The 18,599-nt window shown below is 64.3% G+C and carries 18 protein-coding genes; 7 read left to right on the top strand and 11 right to left on the bottom strand.

Annotation, left to right across the window (positions count from 1 at the left end; genetic code table 11):
* Positions 1-161: 161 nt before the first annotated feature.
* Entirely contained in the window at positions 162-1,805 is a 1,644-nt protein-coding gene (locus M8J71_RS21005; RefSeq protein ID WP_256249771.1) for a glycoside hydrolase family 53 protein, read from the top strand.
* Positions 1,806-1,875: 70 nt separating this feature from the next.
* On the opposite strand, the gene M8J71_RS21000 is transcribed toward M8J71_RS21005, so the two are convergent.
* The gene (locus M8J71_RS21000) at positions 1,876-3,225 is read right to left on the bottom strand and encodes an MFS transporter (protein WP_256249770.1); all 1,350 of its coding nucleotides are present in this window, start codon (positions 3,223-3,225) and stop codon (positions 1,876-1,878) included.
* A gap of 233 nt (positions 3,226-3,458) precedes the next feature.
* Between M8J71_RS21000 and M8J71_RS20995 the strand changes: the two genes are divergently transcribed.
* Positions 3,459-4,568, top strand: coding sequence for a serine hydrolase domain-containing protein (locus tag M8J71_RS20995; protein WP_256249768.1), 1,110 nt, complete (start codon positions 3,459-3,461; stop codon positions 4,566-4,568).
* Positions 4,569-4,574: 6 nt separating this feature from the next.
* Here the strand turns inward: M8J71_RS20995 and M8J71_RS20990 are convergent, their stop codons facing one another.
* Together M8J71_RS20990 and M8J71_RS20985 are read right to left on the bottom strand one after the other, a co-directional pair.
* Positions 4,575-4,805, bottom strand: a complete 231-nt coding sequence (locus tag M8J71_RS20990; RefSeq protein ID WP_256249767.1) for a hypothetical protein — start codon at positions 4,803-4,805, stop codon at positions 4,575-4,577.
* 3 nt (positions 4,806-4,808) lie between these two features.
* Complete coding sequence (locus M8J71_RS20985; protein ID WP_256249766.1) at positions 4,809-6,869, bottom strand: beta-galactosidase; 2,061 nt, start codon at positions 6,867-6,869, stop codon at positions 4,809-4,811.
* A gap of 193 nt (positions 6,870-7,062) precedes the next feature.
* Between M8J71_RS20985 and M8J71_RS20980 the strand changes: the two genes are divergently transcribed.
* The 4 genes from M8J71_RS20980 to M8J71_RS20965 all read left to right on the top strand — a co-directional run bounded on the left by M8J71_RS20980 (position 7,063) and on the right by M8J71_RS20965 (position 11,440).
* A complete protein-coding gene (locus M8J71_RS20980; protein ID WP_256249765.1) occupies positions 7,063-8,382 on the top strand; it encodes an ABC transporter substrate-binding protein in 1,320 nt (439 codons plus the stop codon).
* A gap of 151 nt (positions 8,383-8,533) precedes the next feature.
* Positions 8,534-9,499, top strand: coding sequence for a carbohydrate ABC transporter permease (locus M8J71_RS20975; protein ID WP_256250091.1), 966 nt, complete (start codon positions 8,534-8,536; stop codon positions 9,497-9,499).
* 2 nt (positions 9,500-9,501) lie between these two features.
* Positions 9,502-10,404 (top strand): carbohydrate ABC transporter permease, encoded by a 903-nt coding sequence (locus tag M8J71_RS20970; RefSeq protein ID WP_256249764.1) that lies wholly within the window; start codon positions 9,502-9,504, stop codon positions 10,402-10,404.
* Between the two features lie 19 nt (positions 10,405-10,423).
* Positions 10,424-11,440: a LacI family DNA-binding transcriptional regulator gene (locus M8J71_RS20965; RefSeq protein WP_256249763.1), complete on the top strand. Its 1,017-nt coding sequence runs from the start codon at positions 10,424-10,426 to the stop codon at positions 11,438-11,440.
* 108 nt (positions 11,441-11,548) lie between these two features.
* On the opposite strand, the gene M8J71_RS20960 is transcribed toward M8J71_RS20965, so the two are convergent.
* Complete coding sequence (locus M8J71_RS20960; protein WP_256249762.1) at positions 11,549-12,589, bottom strand: hypothetical protein; 1,041 nt, start codon at positions 12,587-12,589, stop codon at positions 11,549-11,551.
* Positions 12,590-12,873: 284 nt separating this feature from the next.
* Here M8J71_RS20960 and M8J71_RS20955 point away from each other — a divergent pair, with 284 nt between their 5' ends.
* On the top strand, positions 12,874-13,296 hold the full coding sequence (locus M8J71_RS20955) for a universal stress protein (protein ID WP_256249761.1): 423 nt from the start codon (positions 12,874-12,876) through the stop codon (positions 13,294-13,296).
* 193 nt (positions 13,297-13,489) lie between these two features.
* Here the strand turns inward: M8J71_RS20955 and M8J71_RS20950 are convergent, their stop codons facing one another.
* From M8J71_RS20950 to M8J71_RS20920, 7 genes are all read right to left on the bottom strand, one after another.
* Complete coding sequence (locus M8J71_RS20950) at positions 13,490-13,732, bottom strand: hypothetical protein (protein WP_256249760.1); 243 nt, start codon at positions 13,730-13,732, stop codon at positions 13,490-13,492.
* 209 nt (positions 13,733-13,941) lie between these two features.
* A complete protein-coding gene (locus M8J71_RS20945; RefSeq protein ID WP_256249759.1) occupies positions 13,942-14,127 on the bottom strand; it encodes a hypothetical protein in 186 nt (61 codons plus the stop codon).
* A gap of 37 nt (positions 14,128-14,164) precedes the next feature.
* Positions 14,165-15,085, bottom strand: coding sequence for a formyltetrahydrofolate deformylase (gene purU, locus M8J71_RS20940; protein ID WP_374114888.1), 921 nt, complete (start codon positions 15,083-15,085; stop codon positions 14,165-14,167).
* Positions 15,086-15,099: 14 nt separating this feature from the next.
* The gene (gene cycA, locus M8J71_RS20935; RefSeq protein ID WP_256249758.1) at positions 15,100-16,590 is read right to left on the bottom strand and encodes a D-serine/D-alanine/glycine transporter; all 1,491 of its coding nucleotides are present in this window, start codon (positions 16,588-16,590) and stop codon (positions 15,100-15,102) included.
* Entirely contained in the window at positions 16,580-17,413 is an 834-nt protein-coding gene (locus tag M8J71_RS20930; protein WP_256249757.1) for a methylenetetrahydrofolate reductase, read from the bottom strand. The genes cycA and M8J71_RS20930 overlap by 11 nt, the downstream gene beginning before the upstream one ends.
* Before the next feature lie 36 nt (positions 17,414-17,449).
* Positions 17,450-18,457, bottom strand: a complete 1,008-nt coding sequence (lipA, locus tag M8J71_RS20925) for a lipoyl synthase (RefSeq protein WP_163166089.1) — start codon at positions 18,455-18,457, stop codon at positions 17,450-17,452.
* Between the two features lie 13 nt (positions 18,458-18,470).
* A partial coding sequence (locus M8J71_RS20920) for an L-serine ammonia-lyase, iron-sulfur-dependent, subunit alpha (protein WP_256246323.1) occupies positions 18,471-18,599 on the bottom strand: 129 nt, incomplete at its 5' end.

Here is an 18,599-nt window from a genome sequence, read left to right as displayed (position 1 = left end):
GCGATTACAGCTGAGTTGCACCGGTCGGCTATGACTGAGTCGGATGAACGCGACTAGTGCGGGGCTATTTCCCTGTGCTACTACTGGGAGCGCACACGGTTCGCGCGTGCAAATTTGGTGCCACGGACCGGTTTCCACTTCATACCGTCAGGGAGGACGACATGAAAAAGCACGACTCGACGATCCAGCATCCCAGGAACCGAAAACGACGATCAGCAGTGATGGCGGCCTCGCTCCTTGCTGCTGTTGCACTGCCGGCAGGAATTGCCCCTGCCGCTGCTGAGAGCCCGCACGCCAAGGCGGAGGGCGCTGTGGTCAATGGAAACTTTTCCCAAGGACTGGCCGGATGGAAGGCCACCGGCGAGGCGGCATCTACTACCACGGCGGTGGAGGCAGGCAACCCGCAACTGGTCCAGCGGCTCGGCTCGGACGGCACCGTGAACCTGCGCCAGAAAACCGGGAACCTGGCCGAGGGCTGGTGGACGGTTTCAGCGCGGGTCAAGGCTGAGGGGACACTTGGGGCTTCCCGGATCGGGCTCAAGAACTGCGGTGTCGACGGCGAGACCGTCCTTCCGTCCACGGCACAGGACGGCGCGTGGCTGCAGATTTCCGCCGACGCTTACGTCACGAAGAGTGCATGCGAGATCATCATCGAAACCCGCGGCAGGGCCGGTGACTGGGCGGTGGTTGACGACGTCACGCTCACCCCCGGATCTGTGCAGCGTGCGGTCCGGGGCGCCGACCTTTCCAACCTTGCAAAGAACGAGGACATGGGCGCGGTGTACTTCGACGCAAACGGCCGGCCGGTGGACGCGGTGGAGGCCTTCGCCGATGCGGGGGCCAACCTCGTGCGGCTCAAGGTGTGGGTCAATCCCGCGGACGGCTACAACACCACAGATGAAGTAGTCGCAACTGCCAGGCGCGCCAAGGCAGCCGGCATGAAGGTCCTGGTGGATTTCCACTACAGCGACCGGTGGACTGATCCCGGCGCCCAGGGGATGCCGGCGGCCTGGGTGGGCCTGGGCCCACAGGCTGTGGCCGACGCGGTGTACGCCCACACCTTCGAAGTGCTGACTGCGTTGAAGGACGCCGGCGCCACGGCGGACTCCGTGCAGGTGGGCAATGAAATCAACCCGGGTATGCTCTGGCCCCTCGGACAAACCTGGGACGTCAACCCGACGGACGACGTCAAGGGGGCCCAGTGGGACAACCTGGCACTGTTCCTCTCGGCCGGCGCCCGGGCCACCAAGGACGTCAACGCCCAGACGGACGTCATCCTGCATTTGACCAACATCAACAACGGAATCGGCGGCCTGACCTGGTGGTACGACGAGGTCACCAAACGGGGCGTCCAGTTCGACACGATCGGACTGTCCTACTATGGCTTCTGGCACGGTTCCATGGCTGACCTGCAGAACGCCGTCACCACCCTGTCCGCCCGCTACGACCGGAACGTGATCGTGGTGGAGAACTCCTACCCGTTCACGCTCGCGGACAACCCGGTTGATCCGTGGGAGAACGTCATAGCCCGGCCAAACCAGCTCATCCCCGGCTACCCGGCCACGCCGGAGGGGCAGGCAGCCAACTTCCGGGCAGTCCAGGACGTGGTGGCCTCTGCACCCGGCGGACGCGGCCTCGGCGTTGTCTCCTGGGAGCCGGCCTGGACAGCGGTTCCGGGCAACGGCTGGGACCCCGCAGACCCCACCACGGGCAACGCGTGGGAAAACCAGGCGATGTTCGGCTTCGACGGCCGGGCCCTTCCGGCGCTGCAGGAATTTGCGCCGGATCCGGACGTCAAGCGCTGACCCCTTTGCGCAAAAAGGCCGCGGCTGCCCCTCGGGGCAGCCGCGGCCTTTTCTGGCTGGCGTGTTAGGCCTACTGTGCCTCGAGGTCCTCGAGTGACTTTCCCTTAGTGTCGGAGGACAGGAAGGTAGCCGCCGCTGCCACGAGGCAAATCCCGAAGGTGATGAGGCCAATGACCAGCGGAACGTTTCCTGAGCCGGGAGGAGCCACCGCCGTGAAGATGCTGGGGAAGAACGACGCAATCATAAGGCCCACGTTTTGCGACACCGCGAAGCCGGTCACACGGATACGCATGGGGAACTGTTCCTGGAAGAACGTGGCAAAGGTTGCGTTCCACATCTGGAAGAAGATGCCCTGCACGATCACCACACAGACAAAGACCAGGAACAGGCTCTTCTGGTCGATGGCCCACAAGTAGGCCCCGGACATGAGGCCCCCGCCGATTCCGCCGGCCACCATCAGCACCCGCCGGCCAATCCGGTCTGACAGGGCGCCGAACACCGGGATGGTCGCTACTGCGGCAAGGTTGGCCACGAGGGTTACCCACAGGAACTCGCTGCTGGAAAAGCCGATGCCGTAGCCCTCCTGGGTCGCATAGGAGACGCCGAAAATGAGGGTCGCCATGCCCACCACGTTGGTGAAGGTCATGATGACGCACAGGATCATAACGCGCGGGTGCGTGCGCAGGAGGTCAACGATCGGGAACCGGCGTTTGGCTGTACCGCTTTCAGATTGCGCCAGGTAGGCCGGGGGCTCCTGGACCCGCCGGCGGATGATGTAGCCGGCAAGGATCACGAAGGCGCTGAGCAGGAAGGGAATGCGCCAACCCCAGCTCTGGAACTGGTCGGCGGGAAGAAGGGCCGCCAGTGGAAGCAGGACGCCGGTGGCCAGGATGGATCCCACCTGGGTGCCCTGAAGGCTGAAGCTTGCGAAGAAGCCGCGCCGGGCGTCCGGCGAGTGCTCCACGATCATTGCGCTGGCGCCGCCGAGTTCGCCTGCCACCGCAAAACCCTGGATCAGGCGGAGGGCCACCAGAAGGATAGGGGCGAGGATACCCACCTGCCCGTACGTGGGCAGGAGCCCGACGGCGAAGGTCGCGAAGCCCATCAGCAGCATCGCCAGGACAAGCACGTTCTTGCGCCCGCGCCTGTCGCCGTAGGCGCCCAGGACAACAGCGCCTACAGGACGGGAAACGTAACCCACCGCGTAAGTCGCCAGTGACGCGATGATCGCGACTGTGGGGTTTTCGGAAGGGAAGAAGATGGCCGGGAAGACGAGTGTCGCGGCCAGGCCGTACAACGCGAAGTCGTAGTACTCCAGCGCTCCACCGATCCAACCGCTCATCGCGGCTCGCTTCGGGTCCCTGCCTTCGATGCCGGTTTTGTGGCCGGGCTGGGCATTCCCGGTGGTGGTTATGGTCATTCGCTGATTTCCTTCTCGTCGTTGGCAAGGAACCGGAAGTGTCCTGTTCCGGATTGTCTTGTGATCACGGGGACGCCGGCGGAGCTGACTGGCTACGCTGAGGGGCCAGTAGGTGGCTGCTTTTTTGAATCGTTTCATAAAAGTATAAACAGTGCCGTCCGTCACGTCAAAGCCTCGTGGAAAGTGTGGAATGACACGGTGACCGCCCCTTGTGGTCCCTAGGATGGCCTGAGATGAAAGGACACCCCAAGACCGTTTCGCTCGAAAGCCCTTTGCTGGACGTTAATGCCGAGCTTGCTGCCCTCTCGGCCGCCGACGCTTTTTCCGGCGTCGTACGCGTGGAGCGGGCAGGTGAGGTGCTGATGGAGTCTGCCCACGGCACAGCGAGCCGGCGCTGGAACGTTCAGGTAACTCCCGGAACCCGCTTCGACGTTGCGTCGGTGACGAAACTCTTCACCGACGTCGCCATCCTGCAGCAGGTGGATGCCGGCACCCTCGACCTCGATGAGTCCATCCATTCCTACGTGGACCTGGCCGGAACCACCATCTCCCCCGCGGTGACGCTGCGGCACCTGCTCAGCCACACCTCCGGCATAGCAGACGACGCCGACGAGGAAGCGGGCGAGTCCTACGAGGCGCTGTGGCTGGACCGCCCCTCCTACTCCGTTACCAAAACCGCAGACTTCCTGCCGCAATTCGTGCACAAGCCTGCCGTTTTTCAACCCGGTGACGGCTGCAGGTACTGCAATGTGGGCTACATCCTCTGCGGCCTCGCCCTGGAACACGCCACCGGTGAAAGCTACCGCGACACAGTGCGGAGCAACGTGTTCGCCAGGGCAGGGATGGGGACCGCCGGGTTTTTCGACATGCGTGTGGCAGAGCCCGACGTCGCAGAAGGCTGGGAGCCCGTCCGGGAACAGCCGGGCGGGCCCGTCAAGGGGTGGCGGCAAAACATCTACTCCTACCCGCCCATCGGCTCTCCCGACGGCGGCGCCCACGCCACAGCGGCGGACCTCACCCGGTTCCTGACTGCCGTCCGCAAGGGCGAACTGCTCAGCCCGGCCTCAACTGAGGCCTTCCTCACGCCGCAGGCGCTGCACAGTTCCAAGGCGGACCCGGCGCCGGGGGCACGGGCCGAGCTGCACTATGGCCTCGGTCCCGCCATCGAACTCACCTCGGATGGAGCAGTGCGCTCCATTTACAAGGAGGGCATCAACGTGGGCACCAGCGCCATGGTCCGTTACTACCCTGCCCAGGAGGTCACCCTCGCTGTTGTATCCAACAGCGAGGGCGGCGCCTGGGGACCGCTGCGGAAGCTGGACGCGATCATCACCGCAGCCTGAGCCCGCCTAGTGGATCAGCTCCCGGGTCAGCCCGAAAGGCACTTGATCGCTTAGGGAGACGCTGAAGTGGCCGGGGTTGAGGCGGGTGACCAGGATCCCGTGGGTCCGGCTGCGGGTTGCGATCACCTGCAGGTCCTTGACGGCCAAATTCAGCTGGTCCTCGACCTCACCCGCACTGTTCACCCTGACTTCTATGTGCTCAACAGTTGCGGTGTACTCAGCGGTTGCGGTTGCCATGTCCTACCCCTGTTCCGTGCTGGCGTGGATAACGCAGACGGTCCCGGCGGGGACCACAGCGGTACCGGTGACGGTTTCGCCGCTGAGGAGGTCGCGCCCGGTGGCCGGGTACTCCGCGTCGGTGTCTGCATGGTTGATCAGGAAGGTGAAGGTGTCCGTCCCGGCACTGCGGGAAGCGACTTCCAGCCCGGCGGGCGGCCGCGGTGCCGCTTCAATGCCGGAGCTTTCGACGGCGTCACGCACCACAGCGGCGAGGTCGCCGCTGTCGAGCTTGGTGGAGACGTACCAGGCAGTTCCGCTGCCGAAGTGGTTGCGCGTTACGGCGGGACGCGAAGCTGCCGGCCCGTCCACGTAGTGGCTGAGGACGGTGGCGGTACCGGGATGGATTTCCTCCGCCCAGACGCTGCCCGCGGCACCGCTGGTCAGGGTGACTGTCTCGTCCTCGCGGAGCGGCAGGAACTCGTGGATCTCCAGGCCCAGCACCTCCCGGAGAGCGCCAGGTGAGGCGCCAACGGGAACGGTGTCGGTGGCGTCCACAATGCCTGAGAAGTAGGAGACCATCAGGTTACCGCCGCCCTGGACGTAGTCCTTGAGGTTGGCAGCAGCTTTGTCCCCCACCAGGTAGAGGGCCGGGGCGAGCACCAGGTCGTATCCGGAAAGGTCCGCTTCCGGGTGGGCAAAGTCGGTGCTGATGCCGGCCTGCCAGAGTGCGGTGTAATACGCCTCGATGCGCTCGCGGTGGTTGAGGTCGCTGCTGGGCCGCCATTCCAGGTCCTGCGCCCAGAAGGACTCCACGTCCCAGAGGATGGCCACCCGGGACGTCACCGTGGACCCTTTGGCGGCGGTGAGCTTCTTCAGGTCATCGCCCAGGTCCAGCACTTCGCGCCAGATCCGGGTGCCCGTGCCGGCGTGCGGAAGCATGGCGGAGTGGAACTTCTCGGCACCGAACCGGGACGCCCGGAACTGGAAGAACATCACGGCGTCGGCGCCGCGGGCCAGGTGGGAGAGGCTGTTGCGTGCCAGCTCGCCGGGGCGTTTGGCGATGTTCCGTCCCTGCCAGTTCACCGCACCGGTGGAGTGTTCCATCAGCATCCAGGGCCGGTTTCCGGCCAGGGAGCGGGTGAGGTCGGCGTCCATGGCGAGCAGGATGTGGTTGTCCGTCCGTTGGGCCACGAGGTAGTGGTCGTTGGCGACGATGTCCACCTCCTTGCTCCACTTCCAGTAGTCGGCCGCGAGGCAGTTGGTGGCCATGAAGTTGGTGGTGACGGGAATGTCCGGGGTATACCGGCGGATGACGTCCCGCTCGTTGAGGTAGCACTCCAGCAGCGCGTCCGAGGTGAAGCGGCGGAAGTCCAGGCGCTGTGACTGGTTGCTCACGCTGGCCGAGAGCCGGGGCGCGTCGATCTCGTCCCAATCGCCGTACTTTTGGCCCCAGAAAAGGGTGCCCCAGGCGTTGTTTAGGTCCTCCAGGGTGCCATAGCGGGCCCGGAGCCAGTCCCGGAACGCCGTCACGGAGTAGTCATCGTACGAGTCGCTGATCGGCGCGCCGTACTCGTTGTGCACATGCCAAAGGACCAGCGCGGGGTGTGAGGCGTAGCGGCGGGCCAACTGCTCGGTGATGTTGGCGGCAGCGCGGCGGTACTCAGGGGAGCTGGGGCTGGCCATTCCCCGTGATCCGTTCCCAAGGGTGACACCCTCACGTGTGACCGGACGGGCCTGCGGGTACTTTTTCCAGAACCACGCCGGCGGCGCTGCCGTGGGCGTGCCCAGGTCCACACTGATGCCGGCGTCGTGCAGGAGATCCATCAGGTGGTCCAGCCATTCGAAGTCGTACTCGCCTTCGCGCGGCTCCAGGAGCACCCAGGAGAAGATGCCGATGCTGACCAGGTTGATTCCGGCTTCCTTCATCAACGCGATGTCCTCCACCCACACCTCGCGCGTCCACTGTTCGGGGTTGTAGTCCCCGCCGTAGCAAAGGCCGGCAGGCCGCTGGACCCAGGGCGCAGGTGAGCGCTCTGGCGCTGCAGCGGTCTGCGGCACCGTGCGGTGAAGGACGTCTGTCATGGGGGATTCTCCTTAGGACTGTGTGCGGTCCCAGTTCTATCACAGCGCAATCCAGCAACACCATCCCTAATCTGCTATTGACATAGCTCACAGCATTATGAATTACTGGAACCGCTCACAGTCATGCGGCCTCGGTTCGGATGAGCGGTGAAATTTCAGACAGACCATTCAGCTTTTCGACAAGGAGGACGAAATGCGCAAGTCATTTCGTGCAGGCGCCGTGGCCATGCTCGCCGCGGCCGCGATGCTCACCGCAGGATGCTCCGGTACTTCAGGTACGGACGCCGGCTCAGCAAATGATCCCAACCAGAAGGTGGAACTGACCTACTGGGCCTGGGCCCCCAACCTGGACAAGGTGGTGGAGGTCTGGAACGAGAAAAACCCCAACATCCACGTCACCGTCAACAAGCAGGACGGCGGCGATCCCGCCGTCACCAAGCTGCTCACCGCCGTCAAGGCCGGCAGCGGCGCCCCCGACCTTATCCAGGCCGAATACCAGAAGATCCCCACGCTGGTCGCAGCCGACGCCCTCGCCGACCTCTCCGGCACTGAAGCCAATGAGACCAAGAGCAACTTCCCGGAAGGCGTGTGGGACTCCGTGACCCTCGGCGGCGACGCCCTCTACGCGGTTCCGCAGGACACCGGCCCCATGGTGTTCTATTACCGCGCGGACATCTTCGAGAAGCTGGGCCTTTCCGTTCCCACCACCTGGGATGAGTACGCCCAGGCCGCCAAGGCAGTCCACGCCGCTGATCCCGAGGCCTACCTCGGCACCTTCTCCTCCAACGACGCCGGCTGGTTCACCGGCATGGCCCAGCAGGCAGGTGCCTCCTGGTGGGGTGTCGACGGCGACGCCTGGAGCGTCAACATCGACGAGGACCCCACCAAAAAGGTTGCCGAGTACTGGGGCGGCCTCGTGGAAGAGGGCACCATCGACAACAAGCCGATGTACACCCCCGAATGGAACACCGCCCTTAACACGGGCAAGCAGGTGGGCTGGCTGAGCGCAGCCTGGGGCCCGGGCGTTCTCTCCGGCAACGCCGGCGCCACCGCCGGGCAGTGGAAGGTGGCACCCATGCCGCAGTGGGATGCCTCCAAGCCCTCCACCGGCAACTGGGGCGGCTCCTCCACCGCCGTGACCACCCAGTCCAAGAACGCAGAAGCCGCCGCGAAGTTTGCCACCTGGCTGAACACCGACCCCGAAGCAGTCCAGGCCCTGGTCAAGGAAACCGGCGTCTACCCCGCCGACAACGCAGGCGCCAAGTCCGCGCTCACGGAGGCACCGGAATTCTTCTCCAACCAGCCTGACTTCTACGAGGTGGTGGGCGACGCCGCGCAGAACGTGGGCTCCTTCACCTACGGGCCCAACGTCAACGTGGCCTTCAACGCCTACAACGACCAGTTCGCCAAAGCTGCCCAGGCCAAGCAGAAGAGCGCCTTCAGCGACGCCGTGAAATCCATGCAGCAGGTCACCGTCGAGGACCTGAAGCAGACCGGCTTCACGGTCAAGTAGCGCCCCGGCAAGCAGCAACAGACTCCGGTTCCGGGAGGGGCATCCCCAAGGCCCCTCCCGGAACCGGCACCACCTCGAATCACACAAGTTCGAATCCCACAAATCCAAGCCAAACAAGCTCCAACCCACACAAGGAAGTGCACCCGTGGCAATGACCGTGACCAAGCCCGGTCCGGCGGCTGATACCGCAGCCGGACCCTCCAGGCGGGCGAAGAATTTCAAATCCCGGGTGCTCATCCCCTACGCGATGCTCTCCCCGGGCATCATCCTTTTCCTCGTCTTTATGGCAGCCCCCATCGTCTACACGCTGGTGCTGAGCTTCCAGAAGAAGAAGGTCAGTGGCCTGGGCCTCGGCAAGGGCTCCCAGAGCCAGGTGTTTGCGGGCCTCGAAAACTACGTCAGCGCCCTGACAGACCCGGAGTTCCTGGGCAGCGTGCTGCGCGTGCTGCTGTACGGCCTCATCCTGATCCCGCTGATGCTCGGCTTCGCCCTGCTGTTCGCGCTCCTGCTGGATTCCCGCCGAACCAGGGCCGGCAGCTTCTCCCGCACCGCCATCTTCCTTCCCTACGCCGTGCCCGCAGTCATCAGCTCCCTTCTGTGGGGCTTCCTGTACCTGCCCGGCGTGAGCCCCTTCCACTTCCTGGCCCGGCAGTTCGGCGTCGCGCTTCCCTCGCTGCTGGACCCGAACCTCGTCACGTTCGCCATCTGCAACATCGCCCTCTGGGGCGGCGTGGGCTTCAACATGATCGTGATGTACACATCGCTGAAGGCCGTGCCCAGCGAAATCTATGAGGCAGCGAAGCTGGACGGCTGCTCAGAGATCCAGACCGCCCTGCGGATCAAGATCCCCATCATCGCCCCGTCGCTTGTCATGACAGCGCTGTTTTCGATGATTGCCACGCTCCAGGTCTTCGCCGAGCCCACCACCCTGCGCCCGCTGGCCAACAGCCTCTCCACGAGCTGGTCCCCGCTCATGCTGGTCTACCGCGACGCCTTCACGCGTAACGACGTGTACTCAGCCGCCGCCACCAGCATCGTGATTGCCGCGGCCACCTTCATCATTTCCTTCCTGTTCCTGCGCGTTGTGCAGAAGCGGGCCTTCGGACAGGAGAACTGACCGTGACCACCCTCGTGCCCAGCCGCACCTCGAATACAAAATCCGCCCGTACGTCTAAGGGCGCAGTTTCGGCCCACGACAAGCCGAGCTACCTGTCCACCGGGATCCTGATCTTAGGCGCGCTGTACTGCCTGTTCCCCGTGATCTGGGTGGTGGCCGCCGCCAGCAAGGACGGCAACGAGCTGTTCTCCACCTTCACCCTGGCCCCCAGCACGCACCTGTGGGACAACATCGTTGCCCTCACCGAATACCGTGACGGGCTGTTCTGGCGCTGGATGGCCAATACCGCGTTGTACGCAGGAGTGGGCGCCATCGTCTCCACCTGGGTCTCCGCCCTCTCCGGCTACGTGCTGGCAAAGTTCGACTTTCCCGGCAAGTCCGGCATCTTCAAGGTGCTGCTGATGGGCGTGCTGGTGCCCGGCGTCATCCTGGCCATTCCCCAGTACCTGATGCTCGCCCAAGCCGGGCTGACCAACACCTACTGGTCCGTGCTCCTGCCCCAGATCATCAGCCCCTATGGCATCTACCTCGCCCGCATCTACGCAGCAGCGTCGGTACCCGGCGATGTCATCGAGGCCGCCCGCACCGAGGGCGCCAAGGAAATGTACATTTTCAACCGGATTGCGGCCCCCATGATGCTGCCCGGCCTGGTGACCATCTTCCTTTTCCAGTTCGTGGCCATCTGGAACAACTTCATGCTGCCCTACATCATGCTCGGGGACGACCATCTGTTCCCGATCACGGTGGGCCTGAACGGGCTGCTGAACCAGGGCGCCTCCGCACCGGCCCTGTACACCCTGGTCCTGGCCGGCGCCCTGTTATCGATCATCCCGCTGGTCATCATGTTCCTCCTGCTGCAGCGCTACTGGCGGGTCGACCTCGCCGCCGGCGCTGTCAAGGCCTAGTACTGGATAGGCTTTGGATATGACTCAACCCACCTCCCGGCCGAGGCCAAAGATTGACGATGTGGCCAAGGAAGCCGGGGTGTCCCGCGGCACGGTTTCCCGGGTGCTGAACGGCGGACACTGGGTCAGCCCGTCCGCTCTGGAAGCCGTGAACGCCGCCATCAAAAAGACCGGTTATCGAGTCAACCCGCATGCCCGGAACCTGGCCACCAACCGGGCAAACTCGGTGGCATTCCTGCTGACCGAAACGCATGACCGACTTTTCGAGGACCCGAACTTCGCGGTCCTCCTGCGCGGGGCGGCAGACGCGCTGGCAGTACATGACATTCCGCTGGTCCTGATCCTGGCCGGCACCAACGACGAACAGCGCCGCGCCACCGACTTCCTCACGGCAGGCCATGTGGACGGCGTGCTGCTGGTGTCCTCGCATGCCACCCGGAAAGGGATCATCTCGGACATCATCTCCGCGGGCATCCCTGCCATCTCCTGCGGCATCCCCCTTGGCTTCGAGAAGAAGATGGGCTACGTGGCGGCCGACGACTACGAAGGTGCCCGGGACCTCCTGCGGTACCTGCGGGACGCCGGCCGCCGCCGGATCGCCACCATCACCGGCCCGCAGGACACCTCCGGCGGCATCCGCAGGCTCGAGGCCTACCGCGACGACCAGGACGCCGGCATTGATGAGGCGCTCATCGTCAACGGTGACTACAGCAAGGAGAGCGGGGCGAAAGGCATGCGGGAACTCCTCGGCCGGGCTCCTGATATCGACGCTGTTTTCGCTGCCAACGACCTCATGGCTATCGGCGCCCTGGAAGTGCTGCACGAGGCGGGGCGGCGGACACCTGAGGACGTCGCCGTCGTCGGGTTCGATGACATCAGCGCGTCCTCCACTGCCACACCGGCGCTCACCACCGTGCGCCAGCCCTTCGAACGCATCAGCGAGGAAATGGTCCGCCTGCTCCTGGACGTCATCAACGGCAAGCGCCCCGCCGCCATCACCATTCCCACCGAACTGGTGGTCCGGGAATCGGCCTGACCTTTCCACCCGACCTTTCCCCGGGGTGACCACGTAGAAACGGAAGCGGACGACGCCGGAACCTCCCGGCGTCGTCCGCTTCCGTTGTCGCTGCGGTTGTGGGTGCCGCTACCGGCTGAAGGGGACCTTCTTCCAGGTCAGGACCGGGGCTCCGGCACCGTTGTTCCGCGACGCCGTGAACCGGACGTAGTTGGTGGCGTTTTCTGAGCCGTCCACGGTGATGCGCTGCAGGTTATCCGCGGCCGGCTGGTCGTAGATGTCCAGCCACGGTGAGCCGGCTGCAAGCGGTTTGTTTTGGGCAAACACGTGGCTGTCGCCGTTGATGAGATAAACCGGCCCGTCGAAGCTGTTCGTTTCCTCGATGATGGTCTTTACGATTTCCTTGAAACCGGACACCGAGTTCGGGTTGGCCGTAGCGGCGTCCAGGAGGAAGGGATCGAACATGTCGGCCTGTGTCATCAGCACTACGGCACGGAGGTCGCGGCTCCCGGCGTCAGCGAACGTGCTGCGGATCTGTTGCACCGCAGCGTCGATCCGGTGCTCCACATCGGCCAGCTGCGCGCGCGTCGCGGTAGTTTTCCCGAGGCCGGTCCATGGCTGCAGCGAGTTGTTGCTGCCTTGGATGTTCAGGACGGAGAAGGCCACCCGGTTTTGGGTGAACCGGACGTTTTCGGGAAGGCCGAGCTCATCCTGGGACCTGACGGGCATGGCGGCACCGAGGGTGTTGCCAGGTTCGTCGAAGAACACTTCCCTCAGCTTGTCCAGCCGTTCCAGGGGGTTGTATTTGCCGTTGTTCTCGCGGTGGCAGTCCACCCACTCGTTATCGCCCGGCGTAAAGACCAGTGGGAGCTCGAAGGTGTCGAACTGCTCCCGGATGTAGGCGAAGTAGCGGTCGGAACAGCGGGACGTTGAGTTTTTGATGTCGCCCACGTGGGCCACGAAGTCAAGGCTGCTGTCCGCGTTAATGTCCTGGATGCGGTCGGGGAACTTGGCGACCTCCGCGTCGCCGTAGGGCATGTCCCCGATAACGCCGAAACTGAAGGAGTCCTTGTTGGGTGCTTTGTCAGCAGCGTCCGCGGGCGCGGACGCGACGAGGCCCAGCGCGAGCAGGGCCGCCGTCGTCGTTGCAATGAGGGTTTTTGAAGTCATCAGTTTCGCCTGTCTGCTTACCGGGTGGCTACTTGTGCAGGTGATGAGGAGCTGCTTCAGCGCCTCGACAGCGTCAGTGTGGACGTAGTCTACTCCCGCGTCGAACGCTCCTTCCAGAGGTTTCGCGTGCGGGCCGGCCTTGTCCGGGCCAGCCCGGCAGTAGCGGGTCAAGGTAGGGGCTTTCGAGAGTGAGGCCATCCGAAAGATGATGTGGGGGCTTCAAGCCCAAGTTCTCTAGAATTGCCAGTGGACACAAGCCGCAACAAGGAACAAAGGAGCCATTAATGAGTGGAGTAGTTGTTGTAGGAGTGGATGGCAGCGAGTCGGCCAGGAAGGCTGCGGAAGCTGCAAGGGACCTGGCGGTATCCCTGGGAGCGTCCCTTCACATTGTGACCGCATTCGAGTTCGAGACAGCCGAAACCTTCGGCGCAGGGTCCGACAAGGTCAGAATCTCAAACGCCGACAGCGCCGAACACGTCGCGAGGTCCCTGGGTAACTCGGGGCAGGGCCTGGAGATCACCCACTCCGCCGCCCGCGGCAAGCCGGCTGATGCGCTGATCAAGGAAGCCATCCGACTGGACGCCCGGCTGATCGTGGTGGGCAACCGCAGGATGCGCGGCATCGGCCGGCTCCTGGGCAGCGTCGCCAACAGCGTGGCGCACAACGCCCCCTGCGATGTCTACATCGCGAACACCTACGAGGACTAACAGCCAAACCAAGCGAGCGGCCGACGGCGGAACCTCCCGCCGTCGGCCGTTTGCGTTTCGCAGCAGGTAAGTGCGGGCCACCTGCACCAGTGGTATTGCTCCCTCCACCTGTTGTGTTTCAGGAGCCATGCGCCCAACACGGCCAGCGCACTAATCCAGGTTGTTCCCTGCCGTTTCCGGCCCGCACGGTCCCCTAGCTGGACACGTCCTTTTCGATTTCCTCGGCGAGGTCGTCCACCTCTTCCGGGCGCAGTTCGATGCCGGCCTCCTCAAAGCGTTCCTCGAGCACATGGCTCACGTCATCCTCCACGTGGCCAAGCCGAATTTCGTCACGGACCTCGTCCGCAATGCTTTCAGGAGTCTCCGTAGGGGCTGTGTCCTCCACTGTTTCGTCGTCGTCAAAGGGGGCGCTTGAGGTATCGGCTGAGTCAGTCATAACTCATGGTTACCGGTTGCCGATGAACGGTCAATAACGGAAGCGGCCCAAAGCAAAGCGGCCGACGGCGGCTCCCTCCCGCCGTCGGCCGCTTCCGTCAACTCCCGAAAGAGAGCGCCTGCGCAACGGTGACCGCGATCAGGGCAAGGAACGTGGCCGCAACCGCCCACGCTTCCAGGCGCTGCCGCAGGGTCCTGCGCTTTGATCCGTTACCCGTTGATCTCCACTTGTACATAGTCCTCCCGAAGGAACATGCGGCGTTCCTGCCAGCCGTCCAATACAACCCACATGATTGAGCCATCGGGCGTGGCGGTGTCCACAAAGCCCGAACCGATGGGCAGTCCGTGCTGCGAAAGCCGCACCCGCTGCCCCGTCGGCAGGGCGTTCCACGACACCCGCCGCCACCGTTGCCCGCCCGCCGCTGTCACGGCACTACCGCAGGATGACCGTGCGGTTGCCCAGCAGCAGGACCCTGCCCTCGCAATGCCAGCGGACGGCGTTCCGCAGCGCAACACACTCGGCGTCGCGGCCCGCCGCCACCAGGTCCTCGGCGGTGTACGTGTGGTCCACCTCGATGACCTGCTGCGAAATGATCGGGCCCTCGTCCAGTTCCGCGTTCACGTAGTGCGCCGTGGCCCCCACGGTTTTGACGCCCCGCTCATACGCCTGGTGGTACGGCTTCGCGCCCTTGAAGCTGGGCAGGAACGAGTGGTGGATGTTGATGGTCCGGCCGGCCAGCTTGGCGGAGAGCTCGTCGCTGAGCACCTGCATGTAGCGGGCCAGGACCACGAGTTCGACGTCGAGCTCGTCCACAAGTTCCAGCAGCCGGGTTTCGGCGGCGGGCTTGGTGTCCCTGGTGACCGGCACGTGGAAGAACGGGATGCCGTCCCACTCCACCAGGCTTGCCTGGTCTGGGTGGTTGGACACCACAGCGACGATCTCCACCGGGATACCGCCCGTCCGTGCCTGGAACAGCAGGTCGTTGAGGCAGTGCCCCATTTTGGACACCATCACCAGCACGCGGCGCTTGCGGCCGTGCGGCTCCAGCTGCCAGTTCATCTGCCACTGTTCAGCCAGCGGGGTAAAGTCCGCGCGCAGGTCCTCGGTGCTGAAGGGCTCCTGCTCCGGGCCTGGGCCGGAAGCGAAGTGCACCCGCATAAAGAAGTGCCCCTGCGCCTTGTCGCCGTACTGCTTGATGTCGATGATGTCGCAGCCGTGCTCCAGCAGGAAGGCCGAAATCGCATGGACAATCCCGGGTGACTCAACACAGTCAACCGTCAGGACATGTTCGACGGCGGCAGGAGGTTCCGCCGTCGAGGCACCCTTGGCAGGGGTTGGCACGGGCGTTTCCACAGTATGCAGGGTGCTCACTTATTCACCCCGTCATTCAACACGCCGTCAAAGTCCCGCCCGATGGCTGACGCCTCGGTATCCAGGTCCTGCGCAAGCTCCGACTTGAACGTCGCGTAACGGGCCAGGTGGGCAGGCCGCCGTCGCAGTATCAGCCACGCGGCGCCGAGCACCAGGAACCACACCGGGGTCACCACAAGTGCCAACAGGGTGTCCGGCTGCGTGGTCAGTGCCCACAGGACGAAGGCGAAGAACGCGAACACCACCCAGACCATCGGCACGCCGCCGGGCATCCGGTACTTGGAGCCCTCGTGCAGCTGCGGCCGGCGGCGCCGGAATGCCAGGTAGCTGGCCAGGATGATGGACCAGACGAACACAAAGCAGACGGCGGACACGGTGGTCACCATCTCAAAGGCCTTGCCGATGTCCTGGCCCGCGTACATCAGGATGACGCCGGAGAGCAGCAGCACGCAGGAGAGGAACAGGGCGTTCTGTGGGACCTTGCGCCGGGACAGGCCGCGGAAGACCGCCGGTGCGTCCCCCTCCTGTGCCAGCCCGTAAACCATGCGGGAGGTGGAGTAGATGCCGGAGTTGGCCGAGGACATGGCCGAGCTGAGCACCACCAGGTTCACTACGGTGGCTGCGGCGCCAAGGCCGGCAAGGGAGAACATGGCGATGAACGGGCTGTGCCCGGCCTGGAACTGGGTCCAGGGGGTGACGGACATCAGGATGATCAGGGCGCCCACGTAGAAGAGCAGCACGCGGATGGGGATGGAGTTGATGGCCCTGGGCAGGTTCTTCTCCGGGTCCTTCGCCTCGGCAGCAGTGGTGCCCACCAGTTCGATGCCCACAAACGCGAACACTGCGATCTGGAAGCCGGCCACAAAGCCCATGAACTCGTTCGGGAACATGCCGCCGTGGCTCCACAGGTTCGTGAAGGTGGCAGGGCCGGCGTCGGACTGGAAGCCCGTGAAAATCATGAACATACCCACAATGATCAGCGCCGCGATGGCAATGATCTTGATCAGCGCGAACCAGAATTCGGTCTCGCCGAACGCCTTCACGGTGACGAGGTTCAGGAGCAGGAGGATGGCCACGGTAGCCAGGCCCGGGATCCACAGCGGGAGTCCCGGCCAGAGTTCCCTGGAGTAGCCGGCGATCGCGATGACGTCCGCGATGCCCGTGATCACCCAGCAGAACCAGTAGGTCCAGCCGGTGAAGAAGCCCGCCCAGGGGCCCAGCAGGTCCGCCGCGAAGTCGCTGAAGGATTTGTAGTTCAGGTTGCTCAGCAGCAGTTCGCCCATGGCCCGCATGACGAAGAACAGCATGAAGCCGATGATCATGTAGACGAAAATGACGGACGGCCCGGCCGCGGAGATGGTTTTGCCCGAGCCCATGAACAGGCCCGTGCCGATGGCGCCGCCAATGGCGATCAGCTGGATGTGCCTGTTGGTGAGCTGCCGCTCAAGATGCGGCTCCTGGTGGGGCGTTACAGGTTTAGTTGTCACGTGCTGCTCCTCGAATCAATGCTGTCTGGAGTGCTGAAGGGGTCGCCTGGTCCGGGCCCGCAGGCAAGGTATCGAGGCTGTTGAAGCTGTAAAGGTGGATGCCGGCGATGGAGCCGGGCCGGCTTTCGAGGCCGGTGATCAGGCTGTCCGGCGAGTAGCGGTCCCCGCTCAGGAGTTTGCGTGCCAGCGGGCCCTTGCGGCTAAGGAACTTCAGGGAGCTTCCGACGCCGATTTGCGTGGACAGTGCCACCAGCTTGGTCCGCGGCACGGACCCGGCCACGCCCGCCCAGACAGGCAGGTGGACTCCTTCACGGCGCAGGAGCGCTGCGTAGTCATGGATCTTCCCGGCGGAAAAGCACATTTGGGTGACCACATGCGAAGCAAGGTGCTGCTTGGCCAGAAGCCCGTCCAACACCTCCAGCGGGCTGACGAGGGGGTGGCCTTCCGGGTAGCCCGCGACGCCCGCCCGCATGATTCCGCTGCTGTACTGGGCAATGTCCTCCAGCACCGGAAGGGCTGAATCGTAAATACCGGCAGGCTGCTTCCGGTCGCCGCCAATGACGAACACTTCGCGGATGCCCGCGGCATCACAGCCGCGGACAATCTCGGTGAGCTCGGCACGGCTGCGGATGCTCCGCGCGGCGAGGTGCGGGATCACCTTGTACCCGGCGTCGCTCAGCTCCACTGCGGTGCGCATGGTCCGCTCGATGCCGTGGTGCGGCAGGCATGTCACGCTGAGCGTGGTGGTCGTGGGCACCAGGGCCTTGACCTGCTCAACAATTCCCTGGGATGGGATGATTTCGATTCTGACGGGGAACATCATTGGTCCTGTCTGTGCATCAGGGCTCGCTATACCAACTCAGGCTGTAGCTGCGAGGAGGGAGCTGGCTTCCTGGCGGGTGGTGCCGGAGGACTCGATGTGGGCCAGTTCTGCCGGGATGTCCCAGCCCTTCTTGCGCATCGCGGTGGCCCAGAGCCGGCCGGCGCGGTAGGAGGAACGGACCAGCGGGCCGGACATCACGCCGAGGAACCCGATCTCCGTGGCCTCGTCCTGCAGGTCCACGAACTCCTGCGGCTTGACCCACCGGTCCACCGGCAGGTGCCGCTCGGACGGACGCAGGTACTGGGTGATGGTGATCAGGTCACAGCCGGCCTCGTGCAGGTCCCGCAGCGCTTCGGAAATCTCCTCACGGGTCTCACCCATGCCCAGGATCAGGTTGGACTTGGTCACCATGCCCAGGTTCCGGCCCTGCGTGATCACATCCAGGGACCGCTCGTACCGGAACGCCGGCCGGATCCGCTTGAAAATCCGAGGCACGGTCTCCACGTTGTGCGCGAACACCTCCGGCTTGGAGTCGCAAATCGCGGCGATGTGTTCGGGCTTGCCGGAAAAGTCCGGGATCAGCAGCTCCACGCCGGTGCCCGGGTTCAGCTCGTGGATCTTGCGGACCGTCTCCGCGTACAGCCACACGCCCTCGTCCTCGAGGTCATCCCGGGCCACGCCGGTGACGGTGGCGTAGCGCAGCTGCATCGCCTGCACCGACCTAGCCACCTTCGTCGGTTCGAACCTGTCCACCGGGGAGGGCTTGCCGGTATCGATCTGGCAGAAATCACACCTACGGGTGCACTCGGACCCGCCGATCAGGAACGTGGCCTCCTTGTCCTCCCAGCACTCAAAGATGTTGGGGCAGCCGGCCTCCTCACACACCGTGTGCAGGCCTTCCTTCTTCACCAGGTTCTTGAGCTGGACGAACTCCGGGCCCATCTGGACCTTGGCCTTGATCCAGTCCGGCTTCCGCTCCACCGGGACAGCAGAGTTGCGCTGTTCAACGCGCAAAAGCTTCCGGCCTTCAGGTGCCAATGTCATTTCTGTACTTCCTTTAGCATTCGACGACGTTGACGGCGAGGCCGCCCATGGCCGTTTCCTTGTATTTGGAGCTCATGTCCTTGCCGGTCTCGCGCATGGTCACGATGACCTCGTCGAGGGAGACCCGGTGCGAGCCGTCGCC

This window comes from Pseudarthrobacter sp. R1 (genome assembly GCF_024494415.1).
Lineage (GTDB): Bacteria > Actinomycetota > Actinomycetes > Actinomycetales > Micrococcaceae > Arthrobacter.
The sequence above is the reverse complement of the archived record's forward strand: the minus strand, read 5'-3'. Positions and strand labels throughout refer to the sequence as shown.

Bases quoted from the DNA above. Each gene is read 5' to 3' on its own strand.
- M8J71_RS21000 (WP_256249770.1), bottom strand. From the start codon at position 3,225: ATGACCATAACCACCACCGGGAATGCCCAGCCCGGCCACAAAACCGGC.
- M8J71_RS20955 (WP_256249761.1), top strand. From the start codon at position 12,874: ATGAGTGGAGTAGTTGTTGTAGGAGTGGATGGCAGCGAGTCGGCCAGG.
- M8J71_RS20980 (WP_256249765.1), top strand. From the start codon at position 7,063: ATGCGCAAGTCATTTCGTGCAGGCGCCGTGGCCATGCTCGCCGCGGCC.
- M8J71_RS20990 (WP_256249767.1), bottom strand. From the start codon at position 4,805: ATGGCAACCGCAACCGCTGAGTACACCGCAACTGTTGAGCACATAGAA.
- M8J71_RS20960 (WP_256249762.1), bottom strand. From the start codon at position 12,589: ATGACTTCAAAAACCCTCATTGCAACGACGACGGCGGCCCTGCTCGCG.
- M8J71_RS20985 (WP_256249766.1), bottom strand. From the start codon at position 6,869: ATGACAGACGTCCTTCACCGCACGGTGCCGCAGACCGCTGCAGCGCCA.
- M8J71_RS20950 (WP_256249760.1), bottom strand. From the start codon at position 13,732: ATGACTGACTCAGCCGATACCTCAAGCGCCCCCTTTGACGACGACGAA.
- M8J71_RS21005 (WP_256249771.1), top strand. From the start codon at position 162: ATGAAAAAGCACGACTCGACGATCCAGCATCCCAGGAACCGAAAACGA.
- M8J71_RS20930 (WP_256249757.1), bottom strand. From the start codon at position 17,413: ATGATGTTCCCCGTCAGAATCGAAATCATCCCATCCCAGGGAATTGTT.
- lipA (WP_163166089.1), bottom strand. From the start codon at position 18,457: ATGACATTGGCACCTGAAGGCCGGAAGCTTTTGCGCGTTGAACAGCGC.
- M8J71_RS20965 (WP_256249763.1), top strand. From the start codon at position 10,424: ATGACTCAACCCACCTCCCGGCCGAGGCCAAAGATTGACGATGTGGCC.
- M8J71_RS20995 (WP_256249768.1), top strand. From the start codon at position 3,459: ATGAAAGGACACCCCAAGACCGTTTCGCTCGAAAGCCCTTTGCTGGAC.
- M8J71_RS20975 (WP_256250091.1), top strand. From the start codon at position 8,534: ATGACCGTGACCAAGCCCGGTCCGGCGGCTGATACCGCAGCCGGACCC.